Origin of the sequence: Aminobacter sp. DSM 101952 (assembly GCF_001424795.1) — a bacterium.
Classification (GTDB): Bacteria; Pseudomonadota; Alphaproteobacteria; order Rhizobiales; family Rhizobiaceae; genus Aminobacter; species Aminobacter aganoensis.
Genome location: NZ_LMCL01000003.1, coordinates 221,958 through 237,779, shown reverse-complemented (window position 1 = coordinate 237,779; position 15,822 = coordinate 221,958). Strand labels below are relative to the sequence as shown.

The following is a 15,822-nucleotide window of genomic DNA, read 5'->3' as shown; positions in this document are numbered from 1 at the left end:
CAAAAGGCAATCGCTGCAATGCAACACGCGCAAAAATGGTGAACGGCAGGCTGGTCGCGCGATTGCTACTTTAGCGAGCGCAAAAATTGATCGCATCCGGGCACCGGGTCGGCCTTGCATTTGCCGATAAGGCTTGTCGCGAATCACCCGTTCCGCTAGTCCAAACCCCATGGGAAAAGGGCTTTTGCCGCCTGGAAACGATGGCGGCGACAACATTGAACCGGTCGACCTGAAGAAGGCGCTCGAGGAGCGCTATCTGGCCTATGCGCTGTCGACCATCATGCACCGGGCCTTGCCGGACGTGCGCGACGGACTGAAGCCGGTCCATCGCCGCATCATGCACGCCATGCGGCTGCTGCGGCTCAACCCCGATCAGGGTTTCGCCAAATGCGCACGCATCGTCGGCGAGGTGATGGGCAAGTTCCACCCGCATGGCGACCAGTCGATCTACGACGCGCTGGTGCGTCTGGCGCAGGATTTCTCCGTCCGCTACCCGCTCGTCGACGGCCAGGGCAATTTCGGTAACATCGACGGCGATAGTGCCGCCGCCATGCGCTACACAGAAGCGCGCATGACCGAGGTCTCGGTCTCCTTGCTCGAGGGCATCACCGAAGACGCCGTCGATTATCGCCCGACCTACAACGAGGAAGACGAGGAACCTGTCGTCCTGCCGGGCGCGTTCCCCAATCTGCTCGCCAACGGCTCGTCCGGCATCGCCGTCGGCATGGCGACCTCGATCCCGCCGCACAATGCCGCGGAGCTGTGCAGCGCAGCCCTTCATCTCATCGACAATCCCGACGCTGCGGTCACCGACCTGATGACGTCGCCGGGCGAATGGGACCGCATCAAGGACGACCCCGAGTTGCGCCTCGGCTGCAAGGTGCGCGGCCCCGATTTCCCGACCGGCGGCAGCATCGACGATGACTGGGCTTCCATCGTCAATGCCTATGAAACCGGGCGCGGCGGCTTCCGCGTGCGTGCGATTTGGCAGCAGGAAGACCAGGGCCGTGGCACCTGGAACCTTGTCGTCACGCAGATTCCCTACGGCGTACAGAAGGCGCGCCTGATCGAAAAGATCGCCGAGCTGCTGATCGCCCGCAAGCTGCCGCTGCTCGAAGACATCCGCGACGAAAGCGCCGAAGACATTCGCGTCGTCCTGGTTCCCAAGAGCCGGACCGTCGACCCGGGCCTGTTGATGGAATCGCTGTTCAAGCTCACCGAGCTCGAGAGCCGCTTCCCGCTCAACATGAACGTGCTGTCGCGCGGCAAGGTGCCGAACGTGCTGTCGCTGCGGAGCGTGCTGCGCGAATGGCTGGATCATCGCCGCGAGGTGTTGGTGCGCCGCTCGAAATTCCGCCTGGGCGAAATCGAGAAGCGCCTCGAAATCCTTGGCGGCTACCTCATCGCCTACCTCAACATCGATGAGGTGATCCGCATCATCCGCGAGGAGGATGAGCCCAAGCGGGTGATGATGGCGCGTTGGGACCTGACCGACAATCAGGCCGAAGCCATCCTCAACATGCGCCTGCGGGCCCTGCGCAAGCTCGAGGAATTCGAGATCCGCAAGGAGTTCGACGCCCTCAGCACCGAGAAGAAGCAGATCGAAGCGCTGCTCGCCTCCGATGCCAAGCAGTGGGCGACGATCAAGTGGGAAGTCAGCGAGGTCCGCAAGCACTACGGCCCCGAAACCGAGCTAGGCCGTCGCCGCACAGTCTTTGCCGAAGCCCCTGACCACGACCTCACCGACATCGCCCACGCGATGATCGAGAAGGAGCCGGTCACGGTGGTCGTCTCCGAGAAGGGCTGGCTGCGGGCGATGAAGGGGCATCTCGCCGATTTCGGGCAGCTCACCTTCAAGGAAGGCGACAGCCTCAAGCTCGCTCTCCATGCCCAGACGACCGACAAGATCCTGGTCTTCACCACTGGCGGCAAGTTCTACACCATCGGCGCCGATCGCCTGCCGGGCGGCCGTGGCCACGGCGAGCCCATCCGCATCATCGTCGACATGGACAATGACCAGGACATCGTCACCGCCTTCGTCCACGACCCCAGGCGCAAGCTGCTGCTGGTCTCGCATGAGGGCAACGGCTTCACCGTTCCCGAGGAAGAGGTCGTCGCCAACACCCGCAAGGGCAAGCAGGTGATGAACGTCAAGGCGCCGGATGAAGCCAAGCGCTGCATCCCGCTCCAGGGCGATCACCTCGCCATTGTCGGCGACAACCGCAAGATGCTGGTGTTCCCGCTTGAGCAGATCCCCGAGATGACGCGCGGCAAGGGCGTCAGGCTGCAGAAATACAAGGACGGCGGCGTGCTCGACGTGAAGACCTTCACCATGGAGAGCGGCTTGAGCTGGCTGGATTCTGCGGACCGAACCTTCACCCGGTCACGGGAAGAACTGGTCGAATGGATCGGCACGCGCGCCACCGCCGGACGCATGGTGCCGAAAGGCTTCCCGCGCACCGGCCGCTTCGGCTAGCGTTGAAATGCGGCAGCGCGGCAAAGTTTTCGTGCGCCGCATCGCATTAGCCTCTATGATCTTCCCATCGGCGGCGTGAAGCGCCGCCGGGTGTCCAATCGGGTCCATGCCAGGGCCGAGGAGATCAAGGCCCTTGAACGTGACTGACCCCCGCAAACCGGAGCGAGAGCCGAGGCTGTTCGGCCCGTCCCAGCCGATGCGCGCGGCACTGGTGCCGCCCTTGTCGGCGGCGCGCTGGCTGCTGGTGCTGATCGTTGCCGCTGGCATCTACTTCTTCCACGGCTTCCTGGTTCCGGTCCTGGCCGCGCTTGTGATCGCCTTCGCCAGCTGGCCGCTCTACCGGCGCCTGCTGGTGGCGGTCGATGGCAACAGGACCGTCGGCGCAACTCTGGCGCTGCTGTTCATCGTCGCTTTCCTCGTCGTGCCGATCTCGTTTGCCGCGACCTATGCGGTCAACGAGATACGGGAATGGTTCGGCTGGGCGCTGGACACCAATCGCCATGGCGCGCCGACACCGGTATGGATCGCCAACCTGCCGATCGCCGGCGAATGGCTGAACGAGCAGTGGACGCGACATATCGGCCATCCCGGTTCGATCGGCGAATTGATCCAGCTGGTCAGCGGCGCCAACATCGGCAGCATCTACCGCGGCGTGCTTGCTGCCGGCGGCAGCGCCTTCGGCATCCTGCTGACGTTGCTGTTCATGCTGATCGCCCTGTTCTTCACCTATCGCGACGGCGAATCCTTCGTGGCGCAGCTCGACCGGCTCGGCGAGCGCATCCTGCCGATGCGCTGGGAACGCATCTCACGGGTGGTGCCCAAGACGATCAGCGCAACCGTCATGGGCATGACGTTGATCGCGATAGGCGAGGGCGTCGTTCTCGGCCTTGCCTATTGGGTCGCGGGCGTGCCGTCGCCGGTAACGCTTGGCGTCATCACCGGTTTCATGGCGCTCATTCCCGGCGGTGCGCCCCTGTCGTTCACGCTGGTCTCGATCTACCTGGTCGCCAGCGGCTCGCCGGTCGCCGGCGTCGCGCTGTTTTCCTGGGGATCGATCGAGCTCTTCATCGTCGACAAGACGCTGCGGCCAAGGCTGGTCGGAGGACCGATCAAGCTGCCCTTCCTGCCGACTTTTTTCGGCCTCATCGGCGGCGTCAAGACGATGGGCCTGCTCGGCCTGTTCATCGGCCCGGTGTTGATGGCCCTGCTGGTCGCGATCTGGCGCGAATGGATCCGCGAGATCGAGCTCACGGACGAGGCTGCAGCGATTGCGGCCACCCCGGAAGGGCCACCGCGCACCATCGAAGCTGTCGGGGAGACCTTGCCGCCGGCCAAGCGAAGCCAGGCAGGCTAGGCGTGGTCTAAGCGGCCTGTTGTACGGCCGCGCTTGCCTTGCGTTTGCGGCTTTCCGAGAGCTGCCAGGCCGAATGCGCAACGAGCGTGGCGATCAGGATCGCGCCCCCGATCAGGCTGTTGCGTGTCGGCACCTCGGCGAAGATCATCCAGACCCAGATCGGCGCAAGCACCGTCTCGAGCAGGTAGAACATCGCCACTTCCGGGCCGGACAGGTATTTCGGGCCGTTGGCGAGGCAGAAAAACGAGATCGGCATGATCACCGCGCCGTTGAAGATGATCCACCATGGCGCCTCGACCCGGAAACCCGTCTTGGAGACCATGTAGGCCGCCAGCACGCCCGGGATCAGGACGCCGACAAGCGCTGTGAAGCCCATGTCCTTGCCGCTGGAACGCGAAATGGTGATGGCTGAGGCGATGCAGAAGGCGGAAGACACCGCCATCAGGTCTCCGAACAGGTGGCCGGTGCCGATGGAGCTTCCGACGATGATGAGGACGCCGCCGACCATCGCCAGCATCGCAAGCATGGTCACCGGCCGCGGCCGCTCCCTGAGGAAAATCCACGACAGGACGGCCGCAAACACGGTGTTGAAGGCCAGGATGAATACCAGGTTGGCCGTCGAGGTGTTGTAGACGGCGGTGATGAAGGCGATGGATCCGAGGCCATAGAGGCCGGCGACCACAAGCCCGGCCCGGCCGGGGATGAGCTGCGGCGCGTTGCGGCTGAACGAGCGCCAGACCAGCCAGATGACGATCGCGGCCAGGAACGTCGTTCCGCTGCGCATCAGCAGGATCGACCAGTGATTGCCGTCGGCGAGCTTGATCAGCGGAATGTCGACGGTCAGCGCCATGCCGCCGATTGCGGTCAGCAGCAGGCCCTTGGAATGATTGGAATGAGTGCTTGCCACGATTTTCCCTGCCAGATGGTCGACGGCAGCGTGGAAAACGGGCCGGACGTGCTCAGATGTCGCCCTCGAAGCGTTCCCAGCCCTTCATGCCGAGATGCTCCTGGGGAGTGAAGCGCACCTTATAGTTCATCTTGCGCGAACCGTTGACCCAGTAGCCAAGATAGACGTGGGGCAGGCCCATGGCGCGCGCCCGGGCAATATGGTCGAGGATCATGAAGGTGCCAAGCGACCGTTCGTCCATTTCGGGATTGTAGTAGGAATAGACCATCGACAGGCCGTCGGCCATCTGGTCGGTCAGCGCCACTGCCATCAGTTCGCCCTGGCCCTGGCCGGTAATGAAGGTATCGGGGCCGCGGCGACGATATTCGATCACCTTGGTGTCGACATGGGTGTCCTCGACCATCATCGCATAGTCCAGAACGGTCATGTCGGACATGCCGCCCCTGCGGTGGCGTGCGTCGAGATAAGTGCGGAACAGCGAATATTGCTCGGTCGAGGGCTCTGCGTCATGCATGGCGCCGACGACGTCGGAATTGCGCTCGATCACGCGGCGCATGTTGCGCGTTGCCTTGAATTCCTGGGCCAGGATCCGGACGGAGACGCACGCCCTGCAGGTTTCGCAGGCGGGCCGATAGGCGATGTTCTGCGAACGCCGGAAGCCGCCCTGTGTCAGCAGGTCGTTCATTTCCGGGGCCTTGTCGCCGACCAGATGGGTGAAGACCTTCCGCTCGAATTGCCCTTCAAGATAGGGGCATGGGGAAGGCGCCGTCAGGAAGAATTGCGGGGAATGGGTAGGATGCTGCGTCATCGAGCGTCAGGAAGACTCCCAATCAATGTTCCCTAGCTTGGCGCTACGCGCGAAAAATTCAACATGAATGTGAAGGTAAGTGGACTCTTTGCCTTCACATTTTGGCGTAAATGTCCGTTTTGACTCGGCGAATGGCAATTTTAGCTGTCGCTGCGGCTCACCACGGTGCCAAGCAGCAGGTCGTGCAGCGTGCGCTTGCGGTCGGAAAACAGCGAGACCAGCAGGACGAGCGGCGTCAAAACCACATTGCCGGCCCAGAAAAGCACCGAATGGACGATGGCCAGGAGGCCGTCCACCGGCCTGCCGTCGAGGCGGTCGAGCCGGATGCCCATGATGCGCATGCCAGTGGTCGCCTGGTTGGGACCGCCGAGCGTCGACCAGACATAAGCGATCGCCACCAGCGGAAACAGGATTCCGAACAGCGCCCAGCCCAGGCCCAGCGTGAGGATGCCGAGGAAGAAGATGACGATGGCAAACGGGATCATCAAAAGGCCGACGATCAGATAGTCGATGCAGAAGGCCAGGATCCGCCGCGTCCGCACACCGTCATAGGCGCGCGAGTCCTCGAGCCTGCTGGTGATGATTTCGCCGTCCAGAACGCGTGCGGTCATGATATCCTCGAGAGGCGGGCAAGATTGCCCGCGCGCCTTTCCAAATGGGGAATCGCTAGGCGAATTCAAGATTCGTTGGTTCCGAGATCGGCCAGGAGCCGCTGGACGGCGCTGCGCAGGCCGGGCAGGTGATCGGTAACCACCGCCCAGACGATCGGGTCCGCAATCTTGTGATACTCATGTCTGAGGACGTTTCCGATCCCGCGAACCTGCTTCCACGGTACGTCGGGCGCGCGTTCGAGAAGTTCGTCGGGCAAATGCCGTGCGGCTTCCGAGATGATTTCGATGCCGCGTTGGACGCCGTGTTTCAGCAGCCAGTTGTCCTGGAAGTCCTGAAGCGTCTTGTCGGCGGTTGCCGCCTTGATACCATCCAGTGCATCGAGAATTTCAGCGAGGATGGGGCCGATCTTGCGCTGGCCCATCAGAACACGCGAATGGCGGAGCGTTCGATGTCGTCTTTCAGTTGCGGGTGCAGGCTGTCGCGCGTGGTCACGTCCACTTCGACGGCCATGGACTCCTCCAGCAACTGCTTGATCCCGACCAGATTGATCAGCGAGAAGCGATGACCCGGCGCGTAGTCGATGAAGAGGTCAAGGTCGCTGCCAGACGACTGCTCGTCCCGGGCGGTCGAACCAAACAGGTATAGCGACGTGGCGCCCATGCTGCGAAGTGCATCAGCGTTCTGTTGAAGTTTCCTGACCGCGTCGGACCTGTTCATGGAGGCAAGATATAGGAAATTCAGCGCCTGTTGTAGCCGAGACGTCCGCCTCAGCCCTTCAGCATCTCCGCCACCTCGGGAGCGAAATAGGTCAGGATGCCGTCGCAGCCGGCGCGCTTGAAGGCGAGCAGGCTTTCCAGCATCGCCTTTTCGCCATCGATCCAGCCATTGGCGCCCGCCGCCTTGATCATCGAATATTCGCCCGACACCTGGTAGGCGAAGGTCGGCATGCGGAATTCGTCCTTCAGCCGGCGGATGATGTCGAGATAGGGCAGGCCGGGCTTGACCATCAGCATGTCCGCACCCTCGGCCAGGTCCTGCTCGGCCTCGCGCACGGCTTCATCGGAATTCGCGTGATCGATGTAGTAGGTCTTCTTGTCGCCCTTGAGCAGGCCCTGCGTGCCGATCGCCTCGCGATAGGGGCCGTAGAAGGCGGAGGCGAACTTTGTCGCGTAGGACATGATCGCCACGTCCTGGAAGCCGTTGTCGTCGAGAGCGTCGCGGATGGCGCCGATGCGGCCGTCCATCATGTCGGAGGGTGCGATGATGTCGGAGCCCGCAGCCGCCTGCAGCACCGCAGCCGCAGCCACCTGGGCGACCGTCTCGTCGTTGACGATGACGCCCTCGCGCAGGATGCCGTCATGGCCGTGGCTGGTGAAGGGATCGAGCGCCACGTCGGTGATGATGCCGATTTCCGGCACCGCGGCCTTGATGGCACGGGTGGTGCGGTTGATCAGATTGTCGGGTTCGAGGATGTGCGCGCCAGTCTGGTCGCGCAGCCCGATGTCGACGTTGGGGAAGGTGGCAATGGCCGGGATGCCGAGCTTGGCCGCGCGCTCCGCTTCCTTGACCGCGAGATCGACCGACAGGCGGAACACGCCGGGCATCGCCGGAATGGTCTCGCGCCGGTTTTCGCCGTCGATGATGAAGATCGGCCAGATCAGGTCGTCCACCGTCAGCCTGTTTTCCTGCACCAGGCGGCGCGACCAGTCGGCCTTGCGCATGCGGCGCAGGCGTCGGCTGCCGGTGATCTCGTCGACGCTGCGTGCGCCGGCTGGCTTGGCTGGGGTGAACTTGTTCATCGCTCGTCTCCGGAATTGTGCAGTTTTTAGCATGCCGGTTTGCCCAAGACCAAGCCGCTCGATGAGGCCTGCGGCATTGACGCACCCCTGTACGGCACATTAGCTCTTCGAACCCGACCTTAACTGAGGGAATCTCTTGAACATCGATTTTGGCGGTGGCGATGAAATCCGTTTCGAGCGGACCGGCAGTGCCGGCATCGTTACCCTGACACGGCCGAAGGCCCTCAATGCGGTGACCCACAAGATGGTCGGCGCGCTGTCGCGCGCGCTCGATGCATGGCAGGTCGACCGTGACGTGGCACTTGTCGTCGTCAAGGCCGAGGGCAGGGCGTTCTCGGCAGGGGGCGATATCCTGCACATCTACGAGGCCGGCCGCGCCGGCAGCCCGCCTGTCGACTTCTTTGCCGACGAGTATCGGTTGAACGCCCAGATCGCGCGCTTTCCCAAGCCCTATGTGTCGCTGATCGACGGCATCGTCATGGGCGGCGGCGTCGGCATCTCGTTCCACGGCTCGCATCGGGTGCTCACCGAAAACGCCCAGTTCGCCATGCCCGAGGTCGGCATCGGCTTCTTTCCCGACGTCGGCGGCAGCCATCTGTTGCCCGATCTCGGTGGTTATTTCGGCATGTATCTGGCGCTGACCGGCAATCGAATTCGCTATGGCGATGCGCTTTGGTCGGGCCTTGCCACGCACACCATTGCCGCCGACGGGCAGGCCGGGCTGCTGGAGCGCCTGTGCGAGACGGGCGAGCCGGAGGCGGTTCTGCGCGGATTCTTCCACCCGGCCAAGCGTGAGACCGACCGGGAAACGCTTGAAGCCATAGCCGGGTATTTCTCCAGGCAGACGCTGGCCGAAATCATCGAGAGCCTTGTGGCGGACACCGGTGAGTTCGCGGCAAAGACGCTCGCCACCATTCAGTCTCGCTCTCCCACCAGCCTTGCCGTCACCTTCCGGCAGATACGGGCGGGGCTGACGATGTCGATGGACGACTGCATGCGCATGGAGTTCCGCATCCTGAACCGCATGCTGGCCGGTCGCGACTTCTATGAAGGCATCCGGGCCGTGATCGTCGACAAGGGATCGACACCCGTCTGGCAACCGGCGCGGTTGGCCGAGGTCGATCCGGCGGAAATCGACCGCTATTTCCAGACGCTCGGCGAAAGGGAGCTTGCCCTGTGACCGACAGTGCAGGGCGTCTTCACGAAATGCATCCTTCGGCCACGGAAAACGCCTTCGCCTGGTTCCTGCGCGTTGTTGCTGCCTACTGCCTGCTGTTCGGCATCCTCTATTGGGTTCGTCTGATCGGCGTTTATGACGGCCCGCTCTGGCGCTTCGACCTGATGCCGATCCATTGGCAGATCGCAGCCGTCACGCTTTCCGTCTTTTTTCCCTTCGCCGCCATCGGCCTGTGGATGCTTTCATCCTGGGGGCCGGTCATCTGGTTCATATGCGCGGCCACCGAGGTCGTCATGTATGCCGGCTTCCCCGATCTGTTCGGCTCGCGCCCGCTGATCGTGGCCTCCCACATCGCGGTGGCGCTGATTTACGCCGCTTTCCGCATTGTCTTGCATCTGAAGCGGCGCCGCGCGGCGCAGTAGCCAACGCTTTCAGCGCGTTGCCGGACGTTCCATAAAATACAAGGTTAATTATTCTTACTCGGAAGGGTTTTTGTTAACCCTCTTTCGAAACCAGTGGCTGGTAAGCCCTTGTTAAGCCTGACGTTTAAGTCGAATTTTATGGGTATTCGATAAGTTCGCGATCAAGGTGACATCAAACAAAAAAGTCACCAGGCGACAACAGAGAGGCAAAGACAATGATCAATTCGCGTCAGGTGGCCAAGCCCGCCATGGTTTCCGAGGACCGTAACGAAGCGATCCGTTCGCTTTACATGGAATCGCTGCAGCTTGTTGAAAGACTTCATCGTCGTCTTCTTGACGTCATCAAGGATGAGTTCGATCGCAACGGCCGCAGCGACATCAATGCGATCCAGGCTCTGCTGCTGTTCAACATCGGCAATGCGGAACTGACTGCCGGCGAATTGCGCTCCCGCGGCTACTATCTCGGTTCGAATGTCTCCTACAACCTCAAGAAGCTGGTCGAGCTCGGCTTCATCAACCATCAGCGCTCGCGCATCGACCGTCGCTCGGTCCGCGTCAGCCTGACGCCCAAGGGCCAGGACGTGGCCGAGGTCGTGGCCGGCCTCTATGACCGTCACGTTGGCTCGATCGAGCAGGTCGGCGGCATCAACACCGACGAGTTCAAGCAGATGAACCGCGCCCTGCAGCGCCTCGACCGCTTCTGGAACGACACCATCGCCTATCGCATGTAGGCCCAACGGCTCGCGCGGCGCCGCAAGTCCGCCCAAAAGGAAACGACCTCCAGTCGCAGGGCCGGTTGCAGAAATGCACCGGCTCTTCCTTTTTCGGGTCGCGGCGGCGCGATCAGGGGCGCCCCAGCCATGTTGCCGCCATATTCGGATGACTATCGAAAACCTGTGATGCGCCAGATCTGCCTGTCGGCCGTCAGCAACCCGTGCAATGAAGTCGCGTATTGCGCGCAGTGATGCCGGGTTATGGTTGGCTAATTGTTAAGTATGGTCGTCATATCGTCGCGGGAAATCTCCTGCCGGTTGAGTTGCGCGAATATGTCTGGGATGCCCATGAAAACTAGCCGCCGTTTCTTTCTCACCGGTGCCGGCGCGATCGCCATGGCAGCCATCTCGGGTGCAGCCAGCGCTCAGGACGTGATCGGCGAAGTGCTCGGTTCGTCGCGGCGCGGCAATTGGGACGATGAATTCGACGCGCGCGTCAGCCAGGGCGCCAAGGTCGCCAGCACGCTTCCCGTGTTCTCGCAGCAGACCGTGGCCTACACCCAGCAGGCCATCGGCCAGTACCAGAACATCGCAGCCCAAGGCGGTTGGCCGGTCGTTCCAGCCACCAAGAAGCTCAAGCTCGGCGTCGAGGATCCCGATGTCGAGATCCTGCGTAAGCGCCTGATGGTTTCCGGCGACCTGTCGTCGCGCGCCGGCCTTTCCAGCTCCTTCGACACCTATGTCGACGCCGCGCTGAAGCGCTTCCAGGCCCGCCATGGCCTGCCGGCCGACGGTGTCATGGGCCAGTACACCTACGCGGCGATGAACATCAGCGCCCAGGTTCGCCTTGGCCAGCTCGAGACCAATCTCGGCCGGCTGCAGGCGCAGGCCGGCACGCTGGGCCAGCGCTATGTCAACGTCAACATTCCGGCCGCTCAGGTCGAGGCTGTCGAGGACGACCGCGTCGTCCTGCGTCACACCGCCATCGTCGGCAAGGTCGATCGCCAGTCGCCGATCGTCAACTCGAAGATCAACGAGATCGTCGTCAACCCGTACTGGAATGCGCCGGTGTCGATCGTCCGCAAGGACATCATCCCGCTGATGCGCAAGAATCCCAATTACCTGACGGACAACAAGATCCGCCTCATTGCCCCCGATGGCAGCGAGGTCGATCCGATGACCGTCGACTGGTCGACCGAAGAGGCGGCCAAGTACCTGTTCCGCCAGGATCCGGGCGCCATCAACGCCATGGCGTCGGTGAAGATCAACTTCCCGAGCCCGGACGGCGTCTACATGCATGACACGCCGCAGCAGAGCCTGTTCAACAAGCTCATGCGTTTCGATTCCTCGGGCTGCGTCCGCGTCCAGAACGTCCGCGACCTCGTCACCTGGATCCTGCGCGACACGCCGGGCTGGAGCCGCCAGCATTTCGAGCAGACCATCAAGACGGGCGAAAATACCCCGGTTCCCGTCACCAACCCGGTGCCGGTCTACTTCACCTATGTCTCGGCCTGGTCGACCGGTGATGGCGTCGTTCAGTTCCGCGACGACATCTATGGCCGCGACGGGGTCGACGAGCTGCAGATCACCTCGGCGCTCTGATCCAGCCGCAACGACTTCGAAAAAGCCGTCCTTCGGGGCGGCTTTTTTCATGGTGCCGGCCCTGTGCTCCAATTGCGACAACGAAATTTCGCACGGCACATGGCGACGCTGGGTCAAGTGTGTTAATGGCCCGCCGAACCTCTCCGATGCCCCCTCCGGACCAAAGGATCTTCAGCCATGGCCGCCTCGAAAAACCTCGAATCCTTCTTTGGAACCCCGCTTTCGGAGGCCGATCCCGAAATCTTCGGCTCGATCCGCAGCGAGCTCGGGCGCCAGCGCCATGAGATCGAGCTGATCGCCTCGGAAAACATCGTTTCCCGCGCCGTCCTTGAGGCGCAGGGCTCGATCATGACCAACAAGTATGCCGAGGGTTATCCCGGCAAGCGCTACTATGGTGGCTGCCAGTTCGTCGACGTCGCCGAAGAGCTCGCCATCGAGCGCGCCAAGAAGCTGTTCGATTGCAAGTTCGCCAACGTCCAGCCGAACTCCGGCAGCCAGATGAACCAGGCCGTGTTCCTGGCGCTGCTGCAGCCGGGCGACACCTTCATGGGCCTCGACCTGAATTCGGGCGGCCACCTGACCCACGGTTCGCCGGTCAACATGTCGGGTAAGTGGTTCAAGGTCGTCTCCTATGGCGTGCGCAAGGACGACCACCTGCTCGACATGGACGAAGTCGCGCGGATTGCCCGCGAAACCAAGCCGAAGCTCATCCTGGCCGGCGGCACTGCCTATTCCAGGATCTGGGACTGGAAGCGTTTCCGCGAGATCGCCGACGAAGTCGGTGCCTACCTGATGGTCGACATGGCCCACATTGCTGGCCTGGTTGCCGGCGGCGTGCATCCGTCGCCGCTGCCGCACGCCCATGTCGTCACCACCACCACCCACAAGTCGCTGCGCGGCCCGCGCGGCGGCATGATCCTCACCAATGACGAGGATATCGCCAAGAAGATGAACTCGGCCGTGTTCCCCGGCCTGCAGGGCGGCCCGCTGATGCATGTCATCGCTGCCAAGGCGGTGGCCTTCGGCGAGGCGCTGAAGCCCGAGTTCAAGGCCTACGCGGCAAATGTCGCGGCCAATGCCAAGGCGCTCGCCGCGAGCCTCAAGGACACCGGCCTCGACATCGTTTCGGGCGGCACCGACAACCACCTTATGCTGGTCGACCTGCGTCCCAAGAACGCTACCGGCAAGCGTGCCGAAGCCGCTCTGGGCCGCGCCAACATCACCTGCAACAAGAACGGCATTCCCTTCGATCCGGAAAAGCCCTTCGTCACCTCGGGTGTCCGTCTCGGCACGCCGGCCGGCACGACCCGCGGCTTCGGCGAGGCCGAATTCCGCGAGATCGGCCAGCTCATCGCTGAAGTGCTGGACGGCCTCAAGGCGGCCAATTCCGACGAGGGCAACGCTGCCGTCGAGGCGGCGGTCAAGCGCAAGGTGGTCGACATGACCGAACGCTTCCCGCTCTATCCATATCTCGGCTAGATCGCCGCGCGGGGAGGGCTCTTGGCCCGCCTGTGAGATCTTGGAAGCCCCGTTCCGGCACGTCCGGGACGGGGCTTCTGCTTTTCGGCCGGGTTCGTCGCCAAAAGCGGTTTCCACTTTTCCGGATCATGCTTTAAGCCTTTCCTCGTCGGGGATTCGAATGACAAGGCCGAACCATGCGTTGCCCATATTGCCAGTCTGAAGACACGCAGGTGAAGGACTCCCGTCCAGCGGAGGACGGTGCTGCGATCCGCAGGCGGCGCATCTGCCCGGTCTGCGGCGGCCGCTTCACCACCTTCGAGCGCGTGCAGCTGCGCGACCTCGTGGTGCTCAAGAAGACCGGCCGCAAGGTGCCGTTCGACCGCGACAAGCTGGCCCGCTCGGTCGAGATCGCGGTGCGCAAGCGCAATGTCGATCCCGAGCGCATCGAGCGCGCTGTGACCGGCATCGTCCGCCAGCTCGAAAGTTCCGGCGAAACGGAAGTTCCCTCGGGCGAGATTGGTCGTCTCGTGATGGAGGCGCTGAAGACGCTCGACGACGTCGCCTATGTGCGCTTCGCTTCGGTCTATCGCAATTTCCGCGAAGCCAAGGACTTCCACGAGGTGCTGGGCGAGCTGAAGGGCGAGGAAGAAGCCAGCTGAGCGATGGCCAGGGACATGAGTGCATCCGAGCAGGACAGGATCGATCAGCGCTACATCGCGGCTGCCCTCAGGCTGTCGCGCAAGCATCTTGGCCTGACCTTCACCAACCCGGCGGTCGGCACCCTCATCGTCCGCGACAGCGGCAGCGGACCGGTCATCGTCGGGCGCGGTGTCACTGCCATCGGCGGCCGTCCGCATGCCGAAGCCGAGGCGCTGGCCGAGGCCGGCGACTTGGCGCGCGGCGCCACTGCCTACGTCACGCTTGAGCCCTGCGCTCATCACGGTCGCACGCCGCCTTGCGCCAATGCGCTGGTCAATGCCGGCATAACCCGCGTCGTCGGCGCAGCCAGCGACCCGGATCCGCGCGTGTCGGGCAAGGGATATGCGATCCTTCGCGGTGCCGGCATCGAGGTCAAGGAAGCCGTGCTTGCCCGCGAGGCCGCCGACCAGCTTGCCGGGTACATGAATCGGTCCGTGAGGAAGCGCCCGGAAGTGATTCTGAAACTTGCGCTTTCCGCCGATGGCATGATCGGCAGGCGAGGCCAGGGCCAGATCGAGATCACCGGGCAGGTCGCCCGCCGCCAGGTTCACGTCATGCGCGCCGAGACCGATGCGATCTTGGTCGGCATCGGCACGGCACTTGCCGACGACCCCGAACTGACCGTGCGTTTGCCCGGGTTCCGCAACCGCTCGCCGGCGCGCATCGTGCTCGACAGGCTCACGCGGTTGCCGGCGACGTCGAAGCTGGCGCGGTCGGCGCATGACGTGCCGGTGCTTGTCGCTGCCTGCCCCGAGGGCGATCCGTCGAACCGGGCCGAGCTCGAGCGCGCCGGCGTCAAGTTTCTGGCGACCGAGACCTATGACGGTCGTGTGGCGCTCCCCGAACTGCTCGAGGACCTTGCCAATCAGGGTATGTCGCGGATCATCGTCGAAGGCGGAGCCGACACCGCACGGGCCTTCCTCGACGAAGGTCTGGTCGACCGCATCGCGCTGTTTTCCGGTCCGGAAGCGATCGGCCCGGACGGTATTGCAGCTCCCATCGGCCGCGACCATATACCGGCAGGGTTCAGCCTGGTGCGCGAGGCGCGCTTTGGCGAAGACACCTTCGCGGAATGGATAAGGGAAATCTGATGTTCACCGGTATCGTCACCGACGTGGCCACGGTCGCGTCTGCAAAGCCGCTCGACCAGGGCGTCCGCTTGCGCTTCGACACCGTCTACGACCCCCAGACGATCGACATCGGTGCGTCGATTTCCTGCTCGGGCGTCTGTCTGACCGTCGTGGCGCTGCCTGACGCCACCTCCAACGCCCGCTGGTTCGAGGTCGAGGCCTGGGAAGAGGCGCTACGCCTGACCACGGCAAGCGACTGGGCCGCCGGCCGCAAGGTCAATCTCGAACGTGCTCTGAAGATCGGTGACGAGCTCGGCGGTCATATCGTCTCGGGTCATGTCGACGGCATGGCCGAGATCGTGGCGCGCGAGGACGAGGGCGAGGCGGTGCGCTTTCGCCTGGAGGCCCCGCGCGAGCTGGCGAAATTCATAGCTCCAAAGGGCTCCGTCGCCCTCGACGGCACGTCGCTGACGGTCAACAAGGTCGAGGGCACGCGCTTCGACGTGCTGTTGATCCATCATTCGCTGCAGGTGACCACATGGGGCGAGCGCAAGGTCGGCGACCGCGTCAACCTCGAGGTCGACACCATGGCGCGCTATGCGGCACGCCTTGCCGACGCTGCCAGGGAAGGGCTCTGAGCCATGCCGCCGGCCGCCGGTCTGCTGGCCAGCGGTTTCCTGCCACAGTGCTTAACACTTCGCTTGCGAACTCATCCGGTTCGG

The 15,822-nt window shown here is 63.3% G+C and carries 16 protein-coding genes; 10 read left to right on the top strand and 6 right to left on the bottom strand.

Going from position 1 to position 15,822, the window contains the following annotated elements; all coding sequences use genetic code 11:
• The first annotated feature begins 169 nt into the window (after positions 1-169).
• A complete protein-coding gene (parC, locus tag ASC75_RS05705) occupies positions 170-2,476 on the top strand; it encodes a DNA topoisomerase IV subunit A (protein ID WP_055971518.1) in 2,307 nt (768 codons plus the stop codon).
• A gap of 196 nt (positions 2,477-2,672) precedes the next feature.
• Entirely contained in the window at positions 2,673-3,830 is a 1,158-nt protein-coding gene (locus tag ASC75_RS05700) for an AI-2E family transporter (protein ID WP_244487765.1), read from the top strand.
• A gap of 7 nt (positions 3,831-3,837) precedes the next feature.
• Here ASC75_RS05700 and ASC75_RS05695 read toward each other — a convergent pair whose 3' ends face one another.
• From ASC75_RS05695 to hemB, 6 genes are all read right to left on the bottom strand, one after another.
• Positions 3,838-4,740: a DMT family transporter gene (locus ASC75_RS05695; protein WP_162244897.1), complete on the bottom strand. Its 903-nt coding sequence runs from the start codon at positions 4,738-4,740 to the stop codon at positions 3,838-3,840.
• Between the two features lie 49 nt (positions 4,741-4,789).
• Positions 4,790-5,545 (bottom strand): arginyltransferase, encoded by a 756-nt coding sequence (locus ASC75_RS05690; protein WP_055971512.1) that lies wholly within the window; start codon positions 5,543-5,545, stop codon positions 4,790-4,792.
• Between the two features lie 140 nt (positions 5,546-5,685).
• Positions 5,686-6,156 carry an RDD family protein gene (locus tag ASC75_RS05685; protein WP_055971510.1) on the bottom strand — a complete coding sequence of 157 codons (471 nt, stop codon included), beginning with the start codon at positions 6,154-6,156 and terminating at the stop codon, positions 5,686-5,688.
• Between the two features lie 65 nt (positions 6,157-6,221).
• On the bottom strand, positions 6,222-6,578 hold the full coding sequence (locus ASC75_RS05680; protein WP_055971507.1) for a HepT-like ribonuclease domain-containing protein: 357 nt from the start codon (positions 6,576-6,578) through the stop codon (positions 6,222-6,224).
• Complete coding sequence (locus tag ASC75_RS05675; RefSeq protein ID WP_055971504.1) at positions 6,578-6,874, bottom strand: nucleotidyltransferase family protein; 297 nt, start codon at positions 6,872-6,874, stop codon at positions 6,578-6,580. Before ASC75_RS05675 ends, ASC75_RS05680 begins: the two co-directional genes overlap by 1 nt.
• Before the next feature lie 50 nt (positions 6,875-6,924).
• Positions 6,925-7,956: a porphobilinogen synthase gene (gene hemB / locus ASC75_RS05670; protein WP_055971501.1), complete on the bottom strand. Its 1,032-nt coding sequence runs from the start codon at positions 7,954-7,956 to the stop codon at positions 6,925-6,927.
• Positions 7,957-8,098: 142 nt separating this feature from the next.
• Here hemB and ASC75_RS05665 point away from each other — a divergent pair, with 142 nt between their 5' ends.
• From ASC75_RS05665 to ASC75_RS05630, 8 genes are all read left to right on the top strand, one after another.
• Positions 8,099-9,136, top strand: coding sequence for an enoyl-CoA hydratase/isomerase family protein (locus ASC75_RS05665; protein ID WP_055971718.1), 1,038 nt, complete (start codon positions 8,099-8,101; stop codon positions 9,134-9,136).
• Positions 9,137-9,162: 26 nt separating this feature from the next.
• Complete coding sequence (locus ASC75_RS05660; RefSeq protein WP_156381126.1) at positions 9,163-9,555, top strand: DUF6163 family protein; 393 nt, start codon at positions 9,163-9,165, stop codon at positions 9,553-9,555.
• 215 nt (positions 9,556-9,770) lie between these two features.
• Positions 9,771-10,286: a winged helix DNA-binding protein gene (locus ASC75_RS05655; protein WP_055971496.1), complete on the top strand. Its 516-nt coding sequence runs from the start codon at positions 9,771-9,773 to the stop codon at positions 10,284-10,286.
• Positions 10,287-10,616: 330 nt separating this feature from the next.
• Complete coding sequence (locus ASC75_RS05650) at positions 10,617-11,870, top strand: L,D-transpeptidase family protein (RefSeq protein WP_055971717.1); 1,254 nt, start codon at positions 10,617-10,619, stop codon at positions 11,868-11,870.
• Positions 11,871-12,047: 177 nt separating this feature from the next.
• The gene (glyA, locus tag ASC75_RS05645; protein ID WP_055971493.1) at positions 12,048-13,349 is read left to right on the top strand and encodes a serine hydroxymethyltransferase; all 1,302 of its coding nucleotides are present in this window, start codon (positions 12,048-12,050) and stop codon (positions 13,347-13,349) included.
• A 176-nt stretch (positions 13,350-13,525) separates the two neighbouring features.
• Complete coding sequence (gene nrdR, locus ASC75_RS05640; protein ID WP_055971490.1) at positions 13,526-13,990, top strand: transcriptional regulator NrdR; 465 nt, start codon at positions 13,526-13,528, stop codon at positions 13,988-13,990.
• Positions 13,991-14,005: 15 nt separating this feature from the next.
• A complete protein-coding gene (ribD, locus tag ASC75_RS05635; protein WP_244487761.1) occupies positions 14,006-15,121 on the top strand; it encodes a bifunctional diaminohydroxyphosphoribosylaminopyrimidine deaminase/5-amino-6-(5-phosphoribosylamino)uracil reductase RibD in 1,116 nt (371 codons plus the stop codon).
• A complete protein-coding gene (locus ASC75_RS05630; protein ID WP_055971483.1) occupies positions 15,121-15,738 on the top strand; it encodes a riboflavin synthase in 618 nt (205 codons plus the stop codon). Before ribD ends, ASC75_RS05630 begins: the two co-directional genes overlap by 1 nt.
• Positions 15,739-15,822: the final 84 nt, after the last annotated feature.